At 73.2% G+C, this 18003-nt stretch carries 18 protein-coding genes; 8 read left to right on the plus strand and 10 right to left on the minus strand.

What is annotated here, in order from left to right; genetic code table 11:
- Positions 1 to 44 precede the first annotated feature (44 nt).
- Complete coding sequence (locus ACH47X_RS06275; RefSeq protein ID WP_397402454.1) at positions 45 to 902, minus strand: helix-turn-helix domain-containing protein; 858 nt, start codon at positions 900 to 902, stop codon at positions 45 to 47.
- Between the two features lie 109 nt (positions 903 to 1011).
- Between ACH47X_RS06275 and melA the strand changes: the two genes are divergently transcribed.
- The 5 genes from melA to ACH47X_RS06300 all read left to right on the plus strand — a co-directional run bounded on the left by melA (position 1012) and on the right by ACH47X_RS06300 (position 6109).
- Positions 1012 to 2400: an alpha-galactosidase gene (gene melA / locus ACH47X_RS06280; protein WP_397402456.1), complete on the plus strand. Its 1389-nt coding sequence runs from the start codon at positions 1012 to 1014 to the stop codon at positions 2398 to 2400.
- Between the two features lie 87 nt (positions 2401 to 2487).
- Entirely contained in the window at positions 2488 to 3771 is a 1284-nt protein-coding gene (locus ACH47X_RS06285; protein ID WP_397402458.1) for an ABC transporter substrate-binding protein, read from the plus strand.
- Positions 3755 to 4648 carry a carbohydrate ABC transporter permease gene (locus tag ACH47X_RS06290; protein WP_397402460.1) on the plus strand — a complete coding sequence of 298 codons (894 nt, stop codon included), beginning with the start codon at positions 3755 to 3757 and terminating at the stop codon, positions 4646 to 4648. The genes ACH47X_RS06285 and ACH47X_RS06290 overlap by 17 nt, the downstream gene beginning before the upstream one ends.
- Positions 4645 to 5481: a carbohydrate ABC transporter permease gene (locus ACH47X_RS06295; protein WP_397402462.1), complete on the plus strand. Its 837-nt coding sequence runs from the start codon at positions 4645 to 4647 to the stop codon at positions 5479 to 5481. Before ACH47X_RS06290 ends, ACH47X_RS06295 begins: the two co-directional genes overlap by 4 nt.
- A gap of 34 nt (positions 5482 to 5515) precedes the next feature.
- Positions 5516 to 6109, plus strand: a complete 594-nt coding sequence (locus tag ACH47X_RS06300; RefSeq protein ID WP_036964335.1) for a TetR/AcrR family transcriptional regulator — start codon at positions 5516 to 5518, stop codon at positions 6107 to 6109.
- Here the strand turns inward: ACH47X_RS06300 and ACH47X_RS06305 are convergent.
- Positions 6075 to 7250: an acyl-CoA dehydrogenase family protein gene (locus tag ACH47X_RS06305; RefSeq protein WP_397402465.1), complete on the minus strand. Its 1176-nt coding sequence runs from the start codon at positions 7248 to 7250 to the stop codon at positions 6075 to 6077. The genes ACH47X_RS06300 and ACH47X_RS06305 overlap by 35 nt on opposite strands.
- Before the next feature lie 60 nt (positions 7251 to 7310).
- Here ACH47X_RS06305 and ACH47X_RS06310 point away from each other — a divergent pair, with 60 nt between their 5' ends.
- Both ACH47X_RS06310 and ACH47X_RS06315 read left to right on the plus strand, forming a co-directional pair.
- Complete coding sequence (locus tag ACH47X_RS06310) at positions 7311 to 8093, plus strand: enoyl-CoA hydratase-related protein (protein WP_397402467.1); 783 nt, start codon at positions 7311 to 7313, stop codon at positions 8091 to 8093.
- An 85-nt stretch (positions 8094 to 8178) separates the two neighbouring features.
- A complete protein-coding gene (locus tag ACH47X_RS06315) occupies positions 8179 to 8991 on the plus strand; it encodes a TrmH family RNA methyltransferase (protein WP_397402469.1) in 813 nt (270 codons plus the stop codon).
- Positions 8992 to 9010: 19 nt separating this feature from the next.
- Here the strand turns inward: ACH47X_RS06315 and ACH47X_RS06320 are convergent, their stop codons facing one another.
- The 3 genes from ACH47X_RS06320 to ACH47X_RS06330 are packed head-to-tail and all read right to left on the minus strand — an operon-like array spanning position 9011 to position 12217.
- Positions 9011 to 10135, minus strand: a complete 1125-nt coding sequence (locus ACH47X_RS06320; RefSeq protein WP_397402471.1) for a GNAT family N-acetyltransferase — start codon at positions 10133 to 10135, stop codon at positions 9011 to 9013.
- Between the two features lie 34 nt (positions 10136 to 10169).
- Complete coding sequence (locus ACH47X_RS06325) at positions 10170 to 11276, minus strand: GNAT family N-acetyltransferase (protein WP_397402473.1); 1107 nt, start codon at positions 11274 to 11276, stop codon at positions 10170 to 10172.
- A 41-nt stretch (positions 11277 to 11317) separates the two neighbouring features.
- Entirely contained in the window at positions 11318 to 12217 is a 900-nt protein-coding gene (locus ACH47X_RS06330) for a helix-turn-helix domain-containing protein (protein WP_397402475.1), read from the minus strand.
- A gap of 46 nt (positions 12218 to 12263) precedes the next feature.
- On the opposite strand from ACH47X_RS06330, the gene ACH47X_RS06335 reads away from it, so the two are divergent.
- The gene (locus tag ACH47X_RS06335; protein WP_397402477.1) at positions 12264 to 12947 is read left to right on the plus strand and encodes an SDR family NAD(P)-dependent oxidoreductase; all 684 of its coding nucleotides are present in this window, start codon (positions 12264 to 12266) and stop codon (positions 12945 to 12947) included.
- A 48-nt stretch (positions 12948 to 12995) separates the two neighbouring features.
- Here the strand turns inward: ACH47X_RS06335 and ACH47X_RS06340 are convergent, their stop codons facing one another.
- From ACH47X_RS06340 to ACH47X_RS06360, 5 genes are read right to left on the minus strand one after another with little or no spacing between them, the layout of a single operon-like run.
- Positions 12996 to 14108, minus strand: coding sequence for an adenosine deaminase (locus tag ACH47X_RS06340; RefSeq protein ID WP_397402479.1), 1113 nt, complete (start codon positions 14106 to 14108; stop codon positions 12996 to 12998).
- A gap of 29 nt (positions 14109 to 14137) precedes the next feature.
- The gene (locus tag ACH47X_RS06345) at positions 14138 to 15235 is read right to left on the minus strand and encodes an extracellular solute-binding protein (protein ID WP_397402481.1); all 1098 of its coding nucleotides are present in this window, start codon (positions 15233 to 15235) and stop codon (positions 14138 to 14140) included.
- Complete coding sequence (locus ACH47X_RS06350; RefSeq protein WP_142036823.1) at positions 15232 to 16287, minus strand: ABC transporter ATP-binding protein; 1056 nt, start codon at positions 16285 to 16287, stop codon at positions 15232 to 15234. Before ACH47X_RS06350 ends, ACH47X_RS06345 begins: the two co-directional genes overlap by 4 nt.
- Positions 16284 to 17093, minus strand: a complete 810-nt coding sequence (locus tag ACH47X_RS06355) for an ABC transporter permease (protein WP_397402484.1) — start codon at positions 17091 to 17093, stop codon at positions 16284 to 16286. The genes ACH47X_RS06350 and ACH47X_RS06355 overlap by 4 nt, the downstream gene beginning before the upstream one ends.
- On the minus strand, positions 17090 to 17911 hold the full coding sequence (locus ACH47X_RS06360) for an ABC transporter permease (protein WP_036964329.1): 822 nt from the start codon (positions 17909 to 17911) through the stop codon (positions 17090 to 17092). Before ACH47X_RS06360 ends, ACH47X_RS06355 begins: the two co-directional genes overlap by 4 nt.
- Between the last annotated feature and the right edge of the window lie 92 nt (positions 17912 to 18003).

Consider the following 18003-nt stretch of genomic DNA (forward strand, 5'->3'; position numbering starts at 1 on the left):
GGTTAACGATCGTTAACCCCGGGAGCCCGCCGGCGCGTTCCGGGTCAGCGGAGGCCGCGCCGGTAGTCGCCCGGGGCGACGCCGCACACCTGGCGGAACGTGTCGTAGAAGCTGCTCTGCGCGGTGAACCCCGCGGCGTGCGCGATCTCGGCGGCGGTGCGGTCCGAGGTGATCAGCAGCCGCTGCGCCTCCGCGACCCGGCACCTCGCGATGTACGCGCCGACCGTGGTGCCGACCACCCGCTTGAACAGCGTCATCGCGTGGCTGGGACTCAGGTGGACGGCGCGGGCCACGTCCGTCGCGGTGATCGGCTCCCGGTAGTGCTCCGCGACGTACTGCGCCATGGCCGTGGCCCGGGCTGCGGCGCCGGACAGGGGCACCTCCGCGGCCCCGGGCCCCGAACCCGCTGGGCCGGCCGCGCCCGCGGGACCCGCCGGGCTGTCCAGCACCCGACGCACGAACGCCTGCGCCTCCAGCATGACCACCGTGCGGTGCCCGCCGTCGAGGACGTCGCGGTGCCAGCTCGCGAACAGCGCGGCGACGTCGCGCACCAGCACGGCCGCCGGCACCACGACGGGCCGGGCACTGAGCAGCACCGCGACGTGCTCCGTGGGCAGCGCCCAGCGCAGCACCTCCGTGAGCGGGATGTGCACCCAGGACACGTCGGTCGGCGTCGCGCACGGGTGGACGAGCTGGTGCGGGGTGCCGCCCCAGAACAGCGCGACCTCGCCCGCCTCGACCCGCAGGCCGGAGCCCCCGAAGAGGTACTCCAGCCGCCCGGTGTGCACGAGGTTGAGCTCCAGGTCGTCGTGCCGGTGCGGGCGCGCCATCACGGGCGGCACGCCGTGCCGCACCCACAGCGCGGCCTCGTCCAGCTCGACCTCGTCGTCCGCGAGCACCATGGGCAGGCAGCATAGGGGCTGCCCCGGCACGCCGCCGGTCGAAGGATCCCGGAGACGGCGGGCACGCAGCCGGAGGTCTCACCGGCATCCTCGGACCTAGCGTCGCCGCATGGCTCATTCACCGAAGATCACCATCATCGGCGCCGGCGGCTTCGTGTTCCCGTTCCGCCTCATCGGCGACCTGCTCAGCTTCCCCGCCCTGCAGGCGGCCACGCTCACGCTCATGGACCTCGACGCGGGCCGCCTGGACCGGGTGGCGGGCGCCGCCCGCGAGCTCGTGGACCACCACGACCTGCCCACCGTCGTCGAGCAGACCACCGACCGGCGCGCGGCCCTGGCAGGCGCCGACTTCGTGATCATCACGTTCCAGGTGGGCGGCGTGGAGTCCTACCGCCACGACGTCGAGATCCCGCGCCGGTACGGTGTCGACCAGACCGTGGGCGACACGGTCGGGCCGGGCGGCGTCTTCCGGTTCCTGCGCTCGGTGCGCGCCTACCAGGACATCGCCGCGGACGCCCTGGAGCTGTGCCCCGGTGCCCAGTTCATCAACTACGCCAACCCGATGGCCATGGCCACCGCATACCTCAACGCGCTCGGCCTGAGCACGGTCGGCCTGTGCCACTCCGTGCAGGGCACCACCCGCATGCTGGCGCGCACGCTCGGCCTCCCGTACGACGAGGTGTCCTACCGCTGCGCCGGCATCAACCACCAGGCGTGGATCCTGGAGTTCCGGCACGGCGCCGAGGACGTCTACCCCCGCCTGCGCGAGGTCATGTCGACGCGGCACCAGCGCGGCCGCGCGGCCTCCGACCTCCTGGCCGACGACGGCGACCACTCCGACGCCGCGCTCGCCGCCAGCACCTACGAGGGCGGCAACGAGCAGGTGCGCACCACGCTGATGAACCACTTCGGGTACTTCGAGACCGAGTCCAGCCACCACGCCTCCGAGTACGTGCCGTGGTTCCGCAAGGACGATGCCACCACCAGGGAGTACATCCCGGAGCGCTGGGACTACTACGAGATCTGCGCCGCCCACGACGAGCAGGGCGACGTCGACGAGCAGCTCGAGCGCCTCAAGGCCGACCTGACGCCGTCCGTCGAGTACGGGGCGTCCATCGTCAACGCCGTCGTCACCGGCGTACCCGCCGTCGTCTACGGCAACGTGCCGAACTCCGGACGCGTCATCACCAACCTGCCCCACGACGCCTGCGTCGAGGTGGCCTGCCTCGTCGACGCGAACGGAGTACAGCCCACCACGCTCGGCGACCTGCCGCCGCAGCTCGCCGCGATCAACCGCACCAACGTCAACGTGCAGACGCTCGCCGTGCGCGCGGCGCTGACCGGCGACGTCGAGCACGTGCACCACGCCGTCGCGCTGGACCCGCTCACCTCCGCCCACTGCACGCTGGAGCAGGTCCGCGCCATGACCGACGAGCTGCTCGCGGCCCACGCCGCCCTGCTGCCCGCCGCCCTCGCGCCCGCTGCCACGGCGCGCTGACCACCCGGCGGCCCCGGGCGACGGCGCCCGGGGCCACCGGCCCCCCGATAGAGACATCAGCACCACCCTCGACGAAGAGGAGACGACATGCCGACCCAAGGGCTGTCCCGCCGCGCGTTCATCGCGGTGGCGGGGATCAGCGTGGCGGGCGCGCTCGCGGCCTGCTCCGGCGCCCCGACCGGGACCAGGCACCTGCGCCTGTCCTCGTGGAACATCCCGCTCGACCTGGAGTCGTACCAGGCGATCGCCGACGAGTTCGTGGCGAACCACCCCGGCACCAGCGTCGCGGTCGAGGTGACCACCGGGCAGTTCCACCAGTGGTTCATCACACGGCTCGCGGCCGACCTCGCGCCCGACATCATCCGCATCACACCCCAGCAGATCGGCCGCTACGCCGCGAACGGCAGCCTGGTGGACCTCACGGGCGCCGTGCCCACCGACTACCGGGACGACTACTCGGAGCCGTTCTGGGCCATCGGCGCCAAGGAGGACGGCCTGTTCGGCGTCTTCCAGCACACCGACAACTTCATCACCTACTACCACCGGGGCGTGCTGGACCGGATCGGCGTCACGGCCCCGGCGTCCCTCGACGAGGCGTGGCACTGGGACGAGTTCCTGGAGATCGCCCGCGAGGCCCGCCAGGTGACCGGCGGATACGGGTTCGGCTACGGCTGGAGCGGCCCGGAGACGGCGTACCGCTGGCTGCCGATCGTCTACCAGAACGGCGGCGCGTTCCTCGGCGACGACGGCGAGACACCCTCCATGGACAGCCCCGAGGCGATCGGGGCCCTGGACTTCGGCCGCCGCTGGTACGCGGAGGGCCTCGTGTCGCCGGCGAACATGAGCAAGTCCGGCGGCGGGGCCGTGGCCCGCGACCTGTTCCTCACCGGGCAGATCGGGCTCATGCTCGACAACCCGGAGTCGATCGCCGCCCTCGACGAAGGCCTGCCCGACGAGTGGGGCACGGCGCCGATGATCCGCAACACCGGCGAGGCGTCCGACCTGGGCGGCAACGCCCTGGCCGTCACGAGGTCCAGCAAGTACCCGGAGCTGGCCGCCGAGCTCGTCGCGCACATCACCAGCCGCGCCAACGTGGTCGAGTTCTGCCGACGCGGCAACTGGCTGCCCGCCCGGTCCTCGCTCGACGCCGCCGACATCGGCTACGAGCGGCACGCCGACACCATGCAGCAGTTCATCGACCAGGCCGGGACCATCCCGCTGTCGATGGTGCGGGCGGAGTCCGGCCGTTACTTCAGCTCGCTCAACTCGGTGTTCGCCGACTACCTCGACCTGTGCCTGCTCGGCGAGCTCACCCCGGCGCAGGCCGGCGCCCAGATGACGGAGGCGATGCGCAGTGTCACCACACGTTGAGCCGCCGCCGCGACGGCGCGCCCGCTGGGCACCGTACGTCTTCGCGGGGCCCGCCGCGCTGCTGTTCCTGGCGTTCTCGCTGCTGCCCATCGTCATCGCGGTGGCCCTGTCCTTCCAGGACACGGCCACGCTCGGCGACGGCGAGTGGGTCGGCACCGCGAACTACGAGACGATGCTGGGCGACCCGCTGCTGCGCACCGCGCTGTGGAACACGGTGCTCTTCACCGTCGGCACCGTGCCCACCGCGATGGCGATCGGCCTCGCGCTGGCCGTCGCGCTGAACCGGCCGCTGCCCGGACGCGGCGTGCTGCGTGCCCTGTTCTTCGTGCCGATGGTCGCCGCCGGCGTCGTGGTCGGCGTCATCATGTCGTGGATCTTCAACCCCGACTACGGCGTGGCCAACAACGCGCTGGCCGCCCTCGGGCTGGGCGGCCTGCCGTGGCTGACGTCGCCGCGCACCGCGATGCTCACGCTGATCGTCGTGGTGGTCTGGACCCGGATCGGGTTCTGCATGGTGATCTACCTCGGGGCGCTCCAGTCGATCCCCGCGGAGCTGCGCGAGGCCGCCGCGATCGACGGCGCGAGCGGCTGGCAGCGCTTCCGGCGCCTGACGGTGCCGATGCTGGCGCCGACCACGTCGATCCTGCTCATCCTGAACGTCGTGTTCTCGCTCCAGGCCTTCGACGTCATCTACGTCATGACCGGCGGCGGGCCCGGGTTCTCGACCACCGTGCTCATCCAGTACGTGTTCCGGTCGGCGTTCGCCGACGCCCGCATGGGGTACGCGGCCGCGCTCGGCCTGCTCCTCGTGCTGATCCTGCTGGTGTTCACGCTGCTGCGGCAGCGGGCCACCAGGCGAGCGGAGGAGCTCCTGTGACCCGGACCAGCAGACGACGCACCCGGCGCTGGCTGCTCACCGCGGCCCTGACCGCCGTCGCCGCCCTCGTCGTGTTCCCGCTGTACTGGATGGTGGTCTCGGCGCTCACGCCGGGCGGCCAGTCGCAGAGCAGCGAGTTCTACCTGTGGCCCGACGCGCCGACCACGGACAACTTCACCGAGGTGTTCGCCCAGCAGCCGGTGTGGCAGTGGCTCGGCAACTCGTTCTTCGTGGCGTCCGTGGGCACCGCGCTGTCGGTCTGCGTGTCGCTCGGCGCCGGGTACGCGCTGGCCAAGTACCGGTTCCGCGGCCGCGGGCTGCTGTACGCGGCGTTCCTGGTGACGATCATGATCCCGATCCAGGTCACGCTCGTGCCCGCGTTCCTCGTCACGGCGCGCCTGGGGCTGGTCGACTCGCCGTGGGCGGTGATCCTGCCGACGTTGTTCGACGTCGTCGGCATCTTCATCGCCCGCCAGTTCATGCTCGGCGTGCCCGACGCGCTGATCGAGGCCGCCCGGCTGGACGGCGCCGGGGAGCTGCGCACGTTCTTCCGCGTGGTGCTGCCGACCTGCTGGCCGCTGGTGGGCGTGCTCGTCATCCTCGGGTTCATGAACCGGTGGAACGACTTCCTGTGGCCGCTGGTGGTGCTGCAGGGCAACGAGAGCCTGACCGTGCCCGTGGGGCTGTCCACGCTGACCAACAACCCGGCGTTCACCTCGCCCTGGGGCGCGGTGATGGCCGTCGCCACGGTCGCCGTCGTGCCGCTGCTCGTGGTGTTCCTGGTGTTCCAGCGCACGTTCGTGCAGGGCATCGCCAGCACGGGGATCAAGTAGCCGCCGCCGACAGCCGCGCTCGTAGACTGCACCGGTGACCCCGCGCAGGCAGCAGATCCTGAGCACGGCAGCCGACCTGTTCGCCGCCCGTGGTTTCCACGGCGTCTCGATGGGCGACATCGGCGCGGCCGTCGGCATCTCCGGCCCGGCCCTCTACAAGCACTTCGCCAGCAAGGAGGACATCCTCGGGCAGTGCCTGCTGCACGCCTCCGACCAGCTCCTGGCCGGGGCGCGCGAGCTGCTGCCCGACCCCGCGGTGGCCGACGGCGCGCTGGCCGCGCTGATCGACCGGCACGCCGACTTCGCGCTCGACAACCCCGCGCTCATCGTCATCCAGGAGCGCGAGTGGGGCGCCCTGGGCACGGAGGCCCGTGCCCAGGTGCGCAAGCACCAGCTCGCCTACATCGACGTCTGGACCGACGCGCTGCGCCCCCTGCGCCCCGACCTCGGCGCCACCGAGGCGCGGGCCGCCGTGCAGGCCGCCTTCGGCCTGCTCAACTCCACGCCGCACAGTGCCCGGATCGGGCGCGCCGCCATGCGGGCCCTGCTGACCCGCATGGCGCACGCGGCCCTGCTCGCTCCGCCTGCGGGCCCTACTCCACCGGCAGACCAAGCCCCCGCGCGATGAGCATGCGCTGCAGCTCGGACGTGCCCTCGCCGATCTCCAGCACCTTCGCATCCCGGTAGAACCGGGCGATCGGCCCGTCCTCCATGACGCCGTAGCCGCCGAAGACCTGCGCCGCGATGCGCGTGGCCGTCACCGCCGACTCGGTGGCATAGAGCTTGGCGACGGAGGAGGCACGCCGGAACTCGTCGAGCGGCGCCCCCGAGTCCTTCAGTGCCGCGGCCCGGTAGGTGAGCGCCCGGCTGGCCTGGAGCATGACCTCGATGTCGGCGATCTGGAACGCCACACCCTGCTTGCGGCCGATCGGCCCGCCGAACGTGGGGCGCACGCCGGCGTGCTCCACCGTCAGGTCCAGCATGGCCTGGATGCAGCCGGTCGCGAGCGCCGCGACGGCCACGCGGCCGGTGTTGAGGCAGAGCATGAGCTGCTTGAAGCCGTTGCCCCGCTCCCCCAGCAGGTTCGCCTCGGGTACACGCACGTTCTCGAAGCGCAGCGGGTGGGTGTCGCACGCGCGCCAGCTCATCTTGTCGTGCAGGGGCTCGACGACGAACCCCGGGGTGTCGTTGGGGACGATGATCGCGGACAGCTCCGGGCTGCCGTCCGGCCGGGTGCCGGTGCGCGCCGCGACGGTGCAGAGGCTGGTGACGGGCGTGCCGGAGTTGGTGATGAACTGCTTGGCGCCGTTGATCACCCACTGGCCGTCGGTGAGCTCCGCGGTGGTGGACATGGCGTTGGCGTCGCTGCCCGCGCCGGGTTCGGTCAGGCCGAACGAGGCGAGCCGCCGGCCGGCGATCAGGTCGGGCAGCCAGGTTTCCTTCTGCTCCGCGGTCCCGTACGCCAGCAGGCTGCCGACGCCGAGGCCGACACCGGCCCCGAGCGTGATGCCGACGGACTGGTCCACGCGGCCGATCTCCTCGACGGCGATGCTGAGCCCGGTGAGCCCGAGGTCGGACCCTCCGTATTCCTCCGGGGCGGTCAGGCCGAACAGGCCCAGCTCCCCCATCTGGTGCACCACCTCGACGGGCAGGCGGCATTCCCTGTCCCATCGGGCGATGTGGGGCGCGATCTCGCGGTCGGCATAGTCACGTACCGCGTCCCGGAGCTTGGTGTGCCCCGGGTTCTCTGGTGTATGCATGTTGCGCATGTCACAGAGGTTAACCACCATTAACCTCACAGCGCCAGGCCCCACCCGGAGGACTTCTCGATGACCGACCACAACCAGGTCACCTACGACGTCGTCGCACTCGACCGACCCGACGCCGCGCCCGACGCGCCGCCCGTCCCTTACGCCCGCATCACGCTCGACGCGCCCCGGCGGCGCAACGCCCTGTCCGCCGCCCTGCTCGACGAGCTGCGGGCCGCCCTCGACCGCGCCGCGCACGACGACGTGCACGCCGTGGTGCTGGCCGCCGCCGGCCCCGCGTTCTGCTCCGGCGCCGACCTCACCGAGGCCCTGGCCGACGGCATGACCACCTCCGCGCGCCGGCTCGCCGACGTGCTGCGCGACCTGCTCGTCCTGCCCAAGCCCGTGGTGGCGCGCGTGCACGGGCCGGTGCGGGCGGGCGGCATCGGCCTGGTCGCCGCGTGCGACGTCGCGGTCAGCGCCGACCACATCACCTACGCCTTCACGGAGGCCCGCCTGGCGCTCGCGCCCGCCGTCATCTCGCTCGCGGTGCTGCCGCGCCTGTCACCGCGGGCCGCGCAGCGTACGTTCCTGACCGGCGCGCAGTTCACGGCCGCCGAGGCGGCGGAGTGGGGGCTGGTGACGAGCGCGGTGCCGGCTGCCGGTCTCGACGCGGAGGTGGACACCGTCCTGGCCGGCCTGGCCGCGGGCGACCCGCAAGGGCTGGCCGCGACGAAGGAGCTGCTCAACGCGGACGTGCTCGCTCGCTTCGACGCCCACTCGGACGACGTCGTGGCCTCGTCGGCGGAACTGTTCGCCTCGCCCCGGGCGCGGGCGGCGATGGAGAAGCTGCTGGCACGGTGAGCCCGGGTCGCGTGCGTACACGTTTCCCGGCACCCTCCCGGCTCGGCTGCGACGGTGCGGGCCGCGACGGTGTTGGATGGGGGGCGTGGCTACCCGGATCTCCCAGCGCAACGCACGCTTCCAGCAGCTCCAGACCCTCGTGACGAACCGCAACAAGCGGCACCGCGCGGGCGAGTTCCTGGTGCAGGGCGTGCGGCCGATCACGATGGCCGTGGAGCACGGCTGGGAGGTCCGCGCCCTGCTGTACGACGCCGAGCGCCGGCTCTCGCAGTGGGCCCGGGACCTGCTCGCGGCCCACCCGCACACCGAGCACGTCAAGATGGCGCCCGACCTGCTGGCCGAGCTCGCCGAGAAGGAGGACGCCGAGCTGCTCGCCGTGCTGGCGATGCGGCCCGACGACCTCGACCGCATCGAGGCCGGTCCCGACTTCCTCGGGGTCGTGTTCGACCGGCCCACGCAGCCGGGCAACATCGGTGCGATCGTGCGGTCGGCCGACGCGTTCGGCGCCCACGGCGTGATCACCACGGGGCATGCCGCCGACGCCTACGACCCCAAGTCGGTGCGCGCCACCACCGGCTCGTTCTTCGCGATGCCGGTGGTGCGCTCGCCGTCGACCGCCGAGGTCATGGACTGGGTCGCGGCGCGCCGGGCCGCCGGGCTGCCCCTGGTGGTCGTGGCCACGGACGAGCACGGCGACGCCGACGTCTCCGCCTACGACCTGACGCAGCCGGTGCTGCTGCTGGTCGGCAACGAGACCGCGGGCCTGACGCAGTCGTGGCGCGACGCCGCGGACGTGACGCTGAGCATCCCGATGACGGGCTCGGCGAGCTCGCTCAACGCCGCGAACGCGGCCACGGTGGTGCTCTACGAGGCCCGCCGCCAGCGCCTGGCGAAGTAGGCACCGCCACCGCCGGTCGTCAGAGCTCGATCGACAGCATGCGCGAGCCCGTCGTCTTCGTGTATCCCAGGCTCGCGTACAGGCCGTGCGCCCCGCTCGGGTTCGCGGTGTCGACGTCGAGCGCGGCGTACTCCATGCCGTCGGCCGCGAAGGCCCGCATGCCCGCCGCGAGCGCCGCCAGCGCGGCCTTGCGGCCCCGGTAGGCGCGGCGCGCGCCGAGGATGTCCGTGTACCCGAACGAGTACCCGCGCACGGCGAAGTCCTCGGGGTAGTGGCCGGCGAGCTCGTAGCCCACCACGAGCGGTTCGCCGGCCCGCAGCGCGGCGGCGGTCTCGGGGTCTGTGTCAGGCGACGCCAGCAGCGCGTCGACGTCGGGGGCGTCGTCGACCACGAGGAAGGACCACTGCGGAGCGAAGCCCGCGCGCTCGGCCCACTGCTCGCGGGTCTGCGGCTGGCTGCCCCAGTGGTCGCGGAACGCGTCGTTGTGCGCGAGGCGCGCGGCCTCGTCGAACGCCTCGGACCACGGGGCGAGGCGCAGCGAACCGGACAGCGCCACCTCGGGCACGGGCGCGGCGTCGGGTCCGGCCAGGGGCCGCGCGAGGTCGGAGTAGTAGCGGCGCACCTGCATACCGGCACGCTCGTACAGGCGCGCCTTGTCGGCGGGCGAGTTGTCCTCGGCGAACACGGCGATGCGCGCGGGCACGTCCTTGCCCGACTCCGCGAGCATCTGCCGGGCGCGGCCGATCGACCAGGCCAGCAGCTCGCGGCCGATGCCCTCGCGGCGGCGGTCGGGGTGCACGCCGCCCCAGGTGAAGGCCCGCACCAGGGTGACGTCGCCGGGCGGGCTGGCGACGTAGCCCCAGGCCACGAGTGTGCCGTCGGCGTCGAAGCCGAGCAGGGAGTCGCGGGTCATGTCGCGCCAGGCGCCGTCGAAGATCTCCTCGATCTCCTCGGCGGTCTCGACGTAGGGCTCGGCGTCGGCGCGGGCGATGAGGTTGCGCAGGGCGAGCCACACGGGCACGTCCTCGCGCGTGGCGGGGCGCCAGGTGAGGTTGCCCGCGGTGGGCACGGTCACGGCGGCCGGGGCGGCGGCGCGCTCGGCGATCGGGGCGAGGGCGGCGGACTCGTCGGTCTCGGTGCTCATGGTGCTTCCTTCAGGGTTCAGTTCGGGTTCGGGTTCACAGCTCGATGGCGTACAGCGTGGAGCCGTCGCTCTTGGTGTAGCCCAGCCGGGCGTACAGCGCGGGGGCGCCGGTCGGGTTGTCGGTGTCGACGTCGAGCTCGGCGTGCTGCATGCCGTCGTCGGCGTAGACGCGCATGGCATGGGTGAGGAGCGCGACGGCGATGCGGCGTCCGCGGTAGGCACGGCGCACGCCCAGCAGCTCGGTGTAGCCGGCGGTGTAGCCCTGCGTCGCCCAGTCGTGCTCGTACCTCCCGGCCCGGTGCAGGCCGACGACGTACGGCGTGCCGGGCGGCACGGTCAGGTCTCCGGGCTGCTCGTGCTCGGAGCCGGGGTAGCGCACCGACTCGTCGACCACGACGAACGACCAGCCGGGCGCGAACGAGCTGCGGTGCGCCCGCCAGGACTCCGGCGTGCGCGGCTGGCTGCCCCAGTGGTCCCGGAACGCGTCGTTGCGTGCCAGGCGGGTGGCGTCCTCCAGGGCGTCGGTCCACGGGACCAGGCGCAGCGGCGGCTCCAGGCCGACCGCGGGCACGGGTGCGGCGAGGTCGCGCAGCAGGTTGGCGTAGTAGCGCACGGGCTCGAAGCCGCCGGCGCGCAGCAGGTCGCGCCGCTCGGGCGGGTCGCTGTCCACGACCTCCACGGAGATCCGCGCGGGCAGCCCGGCCAGCCGCGGGTCGCCGTCCGACGCCGCGAGCGCCTGCCGGGCGCGGCCCATGGCCCACGCGAGGAGCTGGGTGCCGATGCCCTCGCCGCGGCGGGTGGGGTGGACGCCGCCGACCAGGGTGGCCCGCAGGAGGTCGACGCCGTCGGTCGGGAAGCGCTCGACCCAGGCGTAGGCCAGCAGCGCGCCGGTGGCGTCCAGCCCGACGAGGGTGTCGGCGTCGGCGTCGAACACGGGGGCGTCGAAGCTCTCGGCGGTCTCGTCGGCGGACGTGAACCAGTCGCGTCCGTCGGCTTCCTGGACGGCGCGCACGAGCGCCGTCAGCGCGGGCACGTCGGCCCGCGTCCAGGGGCGCCAGGTGAGGCCGCCCGCCGTCGGGGGCGGCAGCGCGGACGGCGCGGCCGCGCGGTCGCCGATGGTCGCGCGTACGGGTGGGGACATGCCGTCACGCTAGGCGAGACGGGTGCTGTCGGCCACGGGATTTACGCGCCGGCGCCCACCGGGTCGGCGCCCACTCGGACGAGGCGGGCGAGCTTGTCGGCGTCGGCGGACCCGGCGTCCGGGTGGTAGACGACGAGCATGAGGTCCTCGGCGCCGGCGATGCTCAGCCGCTCCCGGTTGACGGTCAGGTCGCCGACCACGGGGTGCGCGATCCGGAGCGGGGTGCCGCGCTGCCCGCGCACCTCGTGGCGTGCCCAGAGCTCCCGGAACCGGCCGCTGGCCGCGGACAGCTCGCCGGTGAGCTCGACGAACCGGGGGTCGTCGACGTCGGTGCCCGCCGCCTGCCGCAGGCTGGCCACGAAGCACTCGGTGACGTTCGCCCACTCGGGGTACAGCGCCCGTACGGAGGGGTCGAGGAACAGGTCGCGGAGCTGGTTGCCGCCGACGGCGAGGTGCGGGTCGATCGCGCGGGCCAGGTCGTTGGACGCCAGCACGTCGAAGTACCGGCTCTCGATGAACGCGGGCTGCACCAGGGAGCCAAGGAGCTTGCGGGCGCCGTCCGGCACGGTCTGCGCGCGCGGCCGGGGCGTCCGGTGCCGGGGCGCCTCGGCGACCAGGGACAGCAGGTGGGCGAAGTGGTCGTCGTCGAGGCGGAGCACGCGCGCGAGGGACTCCAGCACCGCCACGGACGGGTGGCGGTCGCGGCCGCGCTCCAGGCGCAGGTAGTAGTCGGCGCTGATGCCGGCCAGCATCGCGACCTCCTCGCGCCGCAGCCCGGGCACGCGCCGCCCGCCGGCGTCGGGCAGGCCCGCCTGCCGGGGCGTGACCAGCTCGCGCCGGGCTCGCAGGTAGGCGCCGAGCCGGTTGGCCGTCGTGCGCCGAGGGGGTCCTGCGGCACCCCCGGCTCCGGAGGGTCCTGGCTGGTCGTGGTCGGCGCTCATAACGTTCCCAACGGCCCGCCCGGGCCGCCTATTTCTGGAGGAACGCATGACCGTCACGCTGATCACCGGGGCCAACAAGGGCATCGGGTTCGAGACCGCCCGCCTGCTGCTGGCCGCGGGCCACGACGTCTGGGTCGGCGCCCGCGACGCCGGGCGCGGGGCGAAGGCCGCCGCGGAGCTCGGGGCGCGGTTCGTCCAGCTCGACGTGACCGACGACGCCTCGGTCGCCGCCGCGCTGGCGACCGTCGACGCCGAGGCGGGCAGGCTCGACGTCCTGGTGCACAACGCGGGCATCCTGGACACGGGCCTCGACGGTCCCACCGCGCTGCGGTCCTTCGACACCAACGCGGTGGGCATCGTGCGCGTCACCGAGGCGGCGCTCCCCCTGCTGCGCCGGTCGGAGAGCCCGAACGTGGTGACGGTGTCCAGCAGCGCCGGGTCGTTCTGGGCCGTGACCAACCCCGAGCGGCCGGAGTACGGCCTGCCGATCGCGCTGTACGCGGCGTCGAAGGCGGCGGCCACCATGCTGACCGTGCAGTACGCCAAGGCGCACCCCGGCATCCGGTTCAACGCCCTGGAGCCCGGCACCGCCGCCACCGACATGACGGCGTCGTTCGGCATCGGGCGGACGCCCGCGGAGTCCGCCGCCGTGGTGGCGCGGCTGGCGACGCTCGGCGCGGACGGCCCGACCGGCACGCTCCAGGACGAGAACGGCACGCTGCCGTTCTAGGTCCCTGGGGCGTGCCGGCCGGGCCGTCCGCAGGCCGGGCCGCGGGCCTCAGGCGAGGTCCGCGAGCTCCTTCTCGAACCGCGTGCGCAGGGCCGCCTTCTCGGCGGGCGGCAGCCACGACGCCTCGACGCCGGCCAGCGCCATCTGGCGCAGCCGCTCGTCGGGGACGGCGAGGTCGTCGGCGAGGATCCGGTACTCCCCCGCGAGCGTGGTGGGGAACATGCCCGGGTCGTCGGAGGCGGGGATCACGTTCAGCCCGGCCTCCAGCATCGCGGCGATGGAGGCCCGCCGCCACGGCCGCCACGAGCGCCGCGACGTCGTGGAGATCACCGTGAACGGCACCTGCTCGTCGCGCACCCGCGCCACCACGTCGTCGTCCTGCAGCACGAAGTAGCCGTGGTCGATGCGGTCGCAGCCGAGCACGTCCAGGCAGGTGATCGTGTTGACCGCGACCGGGGCGTGCTCGGACGAGTGCGCCGTGCGGCCCAGGCCCGCCTCGCCCGCGAGCCGGTAGGCCGCCGCGAAGCGCTCGGGCGGGCCCGCCGTCTCCAGGTTGTCCAGGCCGATGCCCGCCACGTACTCGTGCGGGTTGTCGACCACGGTGCGCACGCGGTCCAGCGCGTCCTCGCCCGAGCCCGACCGGTCGATCGCGGCGATGAGCCGGCCCGACATGCCGAAGTCGCGCTCCGCCATCCGGATGCCCTCGGCGTACGCCTCGACGGAGCCGAGGTAGCCGAGGGACGCCAGGTGCTCGGGGACGGCGTCGAAGGAGACCTCGAGGTGGCGCGTCGCGCTCGTGCGGTGCGCCGCCTCGAACGCCTCGTAGGTGATCCGGGTGAGGTCGTCCGCGTCGCGCAGCACCTGCGTGACCCAGCGGGACGCCTGGAACAGGGAGTAGGAGACCTCGGGCTCGTCTGCGCTGCGGCCCTGCGGCACGGGGACGCGCGTGTCGCGGTACAGGTCCGGGTCCGGCGGCAGGGAGTTGATGTCGGCGAAGATGCGCTCGGGCTCGGCCGGCAGGTCGAGGCCCTCGCGCCGGGCCAGCTCCGCGAAGGTGCTCGCCCGGACCGTGCCGATGAGGTGGCAGTGCAGGTCGACCTTGGGCATCAGGTCCAGGGTGCTGGGCCGGGCCTGCGGGTCGGCGGTGAGCTCAGGGCTCATGTCGGTGCTCGTCATGGTGTCGGGCCCGGTCAGCCGGCCGTCACCTCACGGGCGAACCGGTCCACCCACTCGCCGCGCGTGGGCACCAGCTCCGCCGGGTCGAGCGTCGCGTAGCCGGCCGCGACCGGGTCGGTCGCGATGTCGCCGACCACCGCCGAGATGGAGTCCGGCACCGTCGCGTCCGGGTTGACCGGCAGGTCGCCCACGAGCTCGGCGGACCTGGTCTGCGCCTCGGCCGAGAGCAGGTAGTCGATGAACTGGTGCGCGCCGTCGGCGTTCGGGGCACCCGCGGGGATCATGGCGCGGTTGGTGGCCATGTACCGGCCGGTGGCCGGCGGCGTCCAGGCGAACGGCTCGCCCGAGGCGACCAGGTCGGTCGCGAATCCGCTCAGGGAGTCGGCGGCGACGATCTCGCCCTGCGTCAGCAGGTTCGTCACCTCGGTGGACGACGAGTAGAACTGCAGGATGCCCGGCGCCCAGCCCCCGATGGTGCCGAGCGCGGTGTCGATGTCGTACGGCCCGTCCCCGTAGGTCTCCCCCACGCCCGAGATCATGAGCTGGCCGGCCGTGACCGAGATGTCGGGCAGCGCGAGGCTCCCGGCGTGCGCGGCGTCGCCGTACAGGTCCCAGTCGGCAGCCTCCTCGGCCGAAAGCGCCTCGGTCGAGTAGATGGTCCCGTTGAGCTGGTAGCTGTAGGCGGGGCCCGCGTAGGAGTCCTCCAGCGCGAAGTCGGCGACGTCGTCCAGGGCCGGCACCTTGGCGGCGTCGACCTGCTGGAACAGGTCGGTCTCCTGGCCCAGCGCGGCGTAGTAGTCGGAGAGCAGCATGACGTCGATGCCGGAGCTGTCGCCCGCCACCTGGAGCTGCGAGAGCCGGTCGGCGTTCGAGCCGGTCTCCACCTCCACCTTGATCCCGGTCTCGGCGGTGAACGGGTCGATCACGGCCTCCTGGAACTCCTCGACGCCGAACGGGAACGTGGACACGACGATGGTGTCCTCGGCCGCGGCGTCGTCCCCGGCGGAGCAGCCGGAGGCCAGCAGGGCGGTGGCCGCGAGGCCGGCGGCGACGGCCGCGGAGCGGCGGGCGGTCGGGGCCGCGAGGCGGCGGACGGGCACGGCGTGGGTCATGAGATTCCTTCGGTTGCGGGTTCGGCGGTCAGCGGGGCCAGCCGCGCCGTGGGCGCGAGCAGGCGGACCCGGTCGCCGGCGGCCGGGGCCGGTCCGGCTCCGGCAGCGGTGTGGTCGGCACGGTGGTCGGCGACCAGGCGCACGGTGGCGCCGGCCGGGTCGGTGGCCTCGCAGGTCACGAGCACGTCGACGCCGCGGTAGGCGACGTCGCGCACGACGGCGTCCAGCACGACGGCGCCGTCGGCCTGCCCGTCCAGCGGGGTGTCCGCGGGCAGGACGCGCAGGTGCTCGGGGCGGACGGCGGCCTCGCGGCCGTCGGCCAGGGTCAGGAAGTTCTCGTAGCCGAGGAACTCGGCGACGAACCTGTCGGCCGGCGCGGGGAAGACGTCGCGCGGCGCGCCGGTCTGCACGACCTTGCCGGCGCGCATCAGCACCATCTCGTCGGACATCTCCAGGGCCTCGTCCTGGTCGTGCGTGACGAGGACGACCGTGAGCCCGGTCTCCGACTGGATGCGGCGGATCTCGGCGCGCATCTGCACGCGCAGCCGCGCGTCCAGGTTGGACAGCGGCTCGTCCAGGAGCAGCAGGCGCGGGCGGATGGCGACGGCGCGGGCCAGCGCGACGCGCTGCTGCTGGCCGCCCGAGAGCTGCTTGGGCTTGCGGTCGCCCAGGTGCCCCAGGCCCACGAGCTCCAGCGCCTCGGCCGCCCGGCGGCGCCGCTCGGCCGCCGGCACCTTGCGCATGGTCAGGCCGTACGCGACGTTGTCCGCGACCGTCAGGTGCGGGAACAGCGCGTAGGACTGGAACACCATGCCCAGGTCGCGCTTCTCGGGCGGCGTGCGCGTGGCGTCCTGGCCGTCGATCAGGATGCGGCCCGACGTCGGCGTCGCGTACCCGGCCAGCATGCGCAGCGTGGTGGTCTTGCCGCAGCCGCTGGGGCCCAGCAGCGTGGTCAGGCGGCCGCGCGGGATGCGCAGGTCGATCGAGTCGACGGCGGTGAAGCTGCCGAACCGCTGGGAGACGCCGACGAGCTCGGCGGCGGGGGTGGTCATCGGTTGATCCCTCCGAAGATCTTGGCGAAGCCGACCGTGCGCTCGGCGACCACGGCGACGACGACCGTCGCGGCGAGCACGAGCGTGGAGGCGGCGGCCACCATCGGGTCGTAGCTCTGCTGGACGTAGTCGAGCATCGTGACGGGCAGCGTCCGGAAGTCGCGGGTCTGCAGCAGCAGCGACAGCGGCACGTTGTTGAACGAGGTGACGAAGCCGAGCAGCCCCGCCGAGATGAGGCCGGGCCGCAGCATCGGCAGGGTGACGGTGACGAAGGCCCTGATCGGCGAGGCGCCCAGGCCGCGGGCCGCCTCCTCCAGGGCCGGGTCGGCCAGCGCGAGCGAGGCCCCGGTGACGCGCACGGCGTACGGCAGCAGCAGGGCGGTGTGGCCCAGCAGCAGGGTGGTGAAGTTGTCCAGGTGCAGGCCGATCATGAGCTGTTGGTACAGCGCCAGGCCCACGACCAGCTCGGGCACCACCAGCGGCGACAGGAACAGGCCCTCCAGCAGGCCCTTGCCGGGCAGCCTGCCGCGGTGGATCGCCAGCGTGACCGGCACGCCGAGCACCAGCGCCAGCGCCGTGGCCAGCACGGCGAGCTCCAGGCTGGAGACCACGGCCTCCATGAACGGCGAGTAGGCCAGCGCCTCGCCGAACCAGCGCGGCGACAGCCCCTCGGGCGGGAAGCGCAGCGTGCTCCCGGCCGTGAACGCCGTGGCCACGACGAACAGGATGGGCACGATCATGATCACGTAGCCCGCGACGGCGAGCGTGCCCGCCACGGGGTGGCGCAGCTTCAGGCTCCGGCTCACGAGGTGGCCCCTTTCCGGCCCGCCAGCGCCGAGATCCCGGAGACCAGGAAGACCAGCACCGTCATGACGATCGCCGTGGCCGACGCCGCGGCCCAGTCCACGGTGACGCTCGCGTAGGAGAAGAGCTGGGTCGACAGCATGCGCTGGCTGGACCCGCCCAGCAGGTACGGCGTGGTGTACGCCGTCACCGAGCCCGCGAAGACGAGCGTGGCGGCGACCACGATGCCCGGCAGCGACAGCGGCACCAGGATGGTCCAGAAGGACCGGGTGCGGCTGGCGCCCAGACCCCGGGCCGCCTCGTCGAGGCCGGGATCGACCTGCGCGACGGCGGAGTAGCACGTGATGACCGCCAGCGGCAGGAAGAGCTGGACCAGGCCGAGCACGATCGCCAGCTCGGTGTACAGGAGCTGGGGCGCCTTCTCGACGATGCCCAGCCCGGTCAGGAGCTGGCCGATGACGCCGTTCGAGCCGAGCACCACGAGCCAGCCGAAGGTGCGCACGACGTTGCTCAGCAGCAGCGGGAAGATCGCCAGCGCGAGCAGGACGCCGGCCCACCGGGACTGCGAACGGGCCAGCAGCGACGCGATCGGGAACCCGAGCACCACGCACAGCGCGGTGACGATCAGGCCGATGCGCACGGTGCGCCAGATGATCCCGAGGTCGTAGGGGTCGGTCAGCATCGCGCCCATGCGCTCGATCACCTGGGCGAACGTCACGCCGGGTGGCGCGAAGAGCATCGCGACCGCCGGCAGCAGGAAGCCCACGAGAAGAAACGCGAGCCCCGGCAGGAGCAGCAGAAGTGTGGAACGTGCTCGCACGAGCCGTCTTTCGTTGATGGAACCGGTTCCATCGGACCCTAAGGCATGATGGGCGCCTCTCCTGCAATCGCGCGTTAACTTCCTGTTACGAC

This window comes from Promicromonospora kroppenstedtii, assembly GCF_044389675.1.
Classification (GTDB): Bacteria; Actinomycetota; Actinomycetes; order Actinomycetales; family Cellulomonadaceae; genus Promicromonospora; species Promicromonospora kroppenstedtii.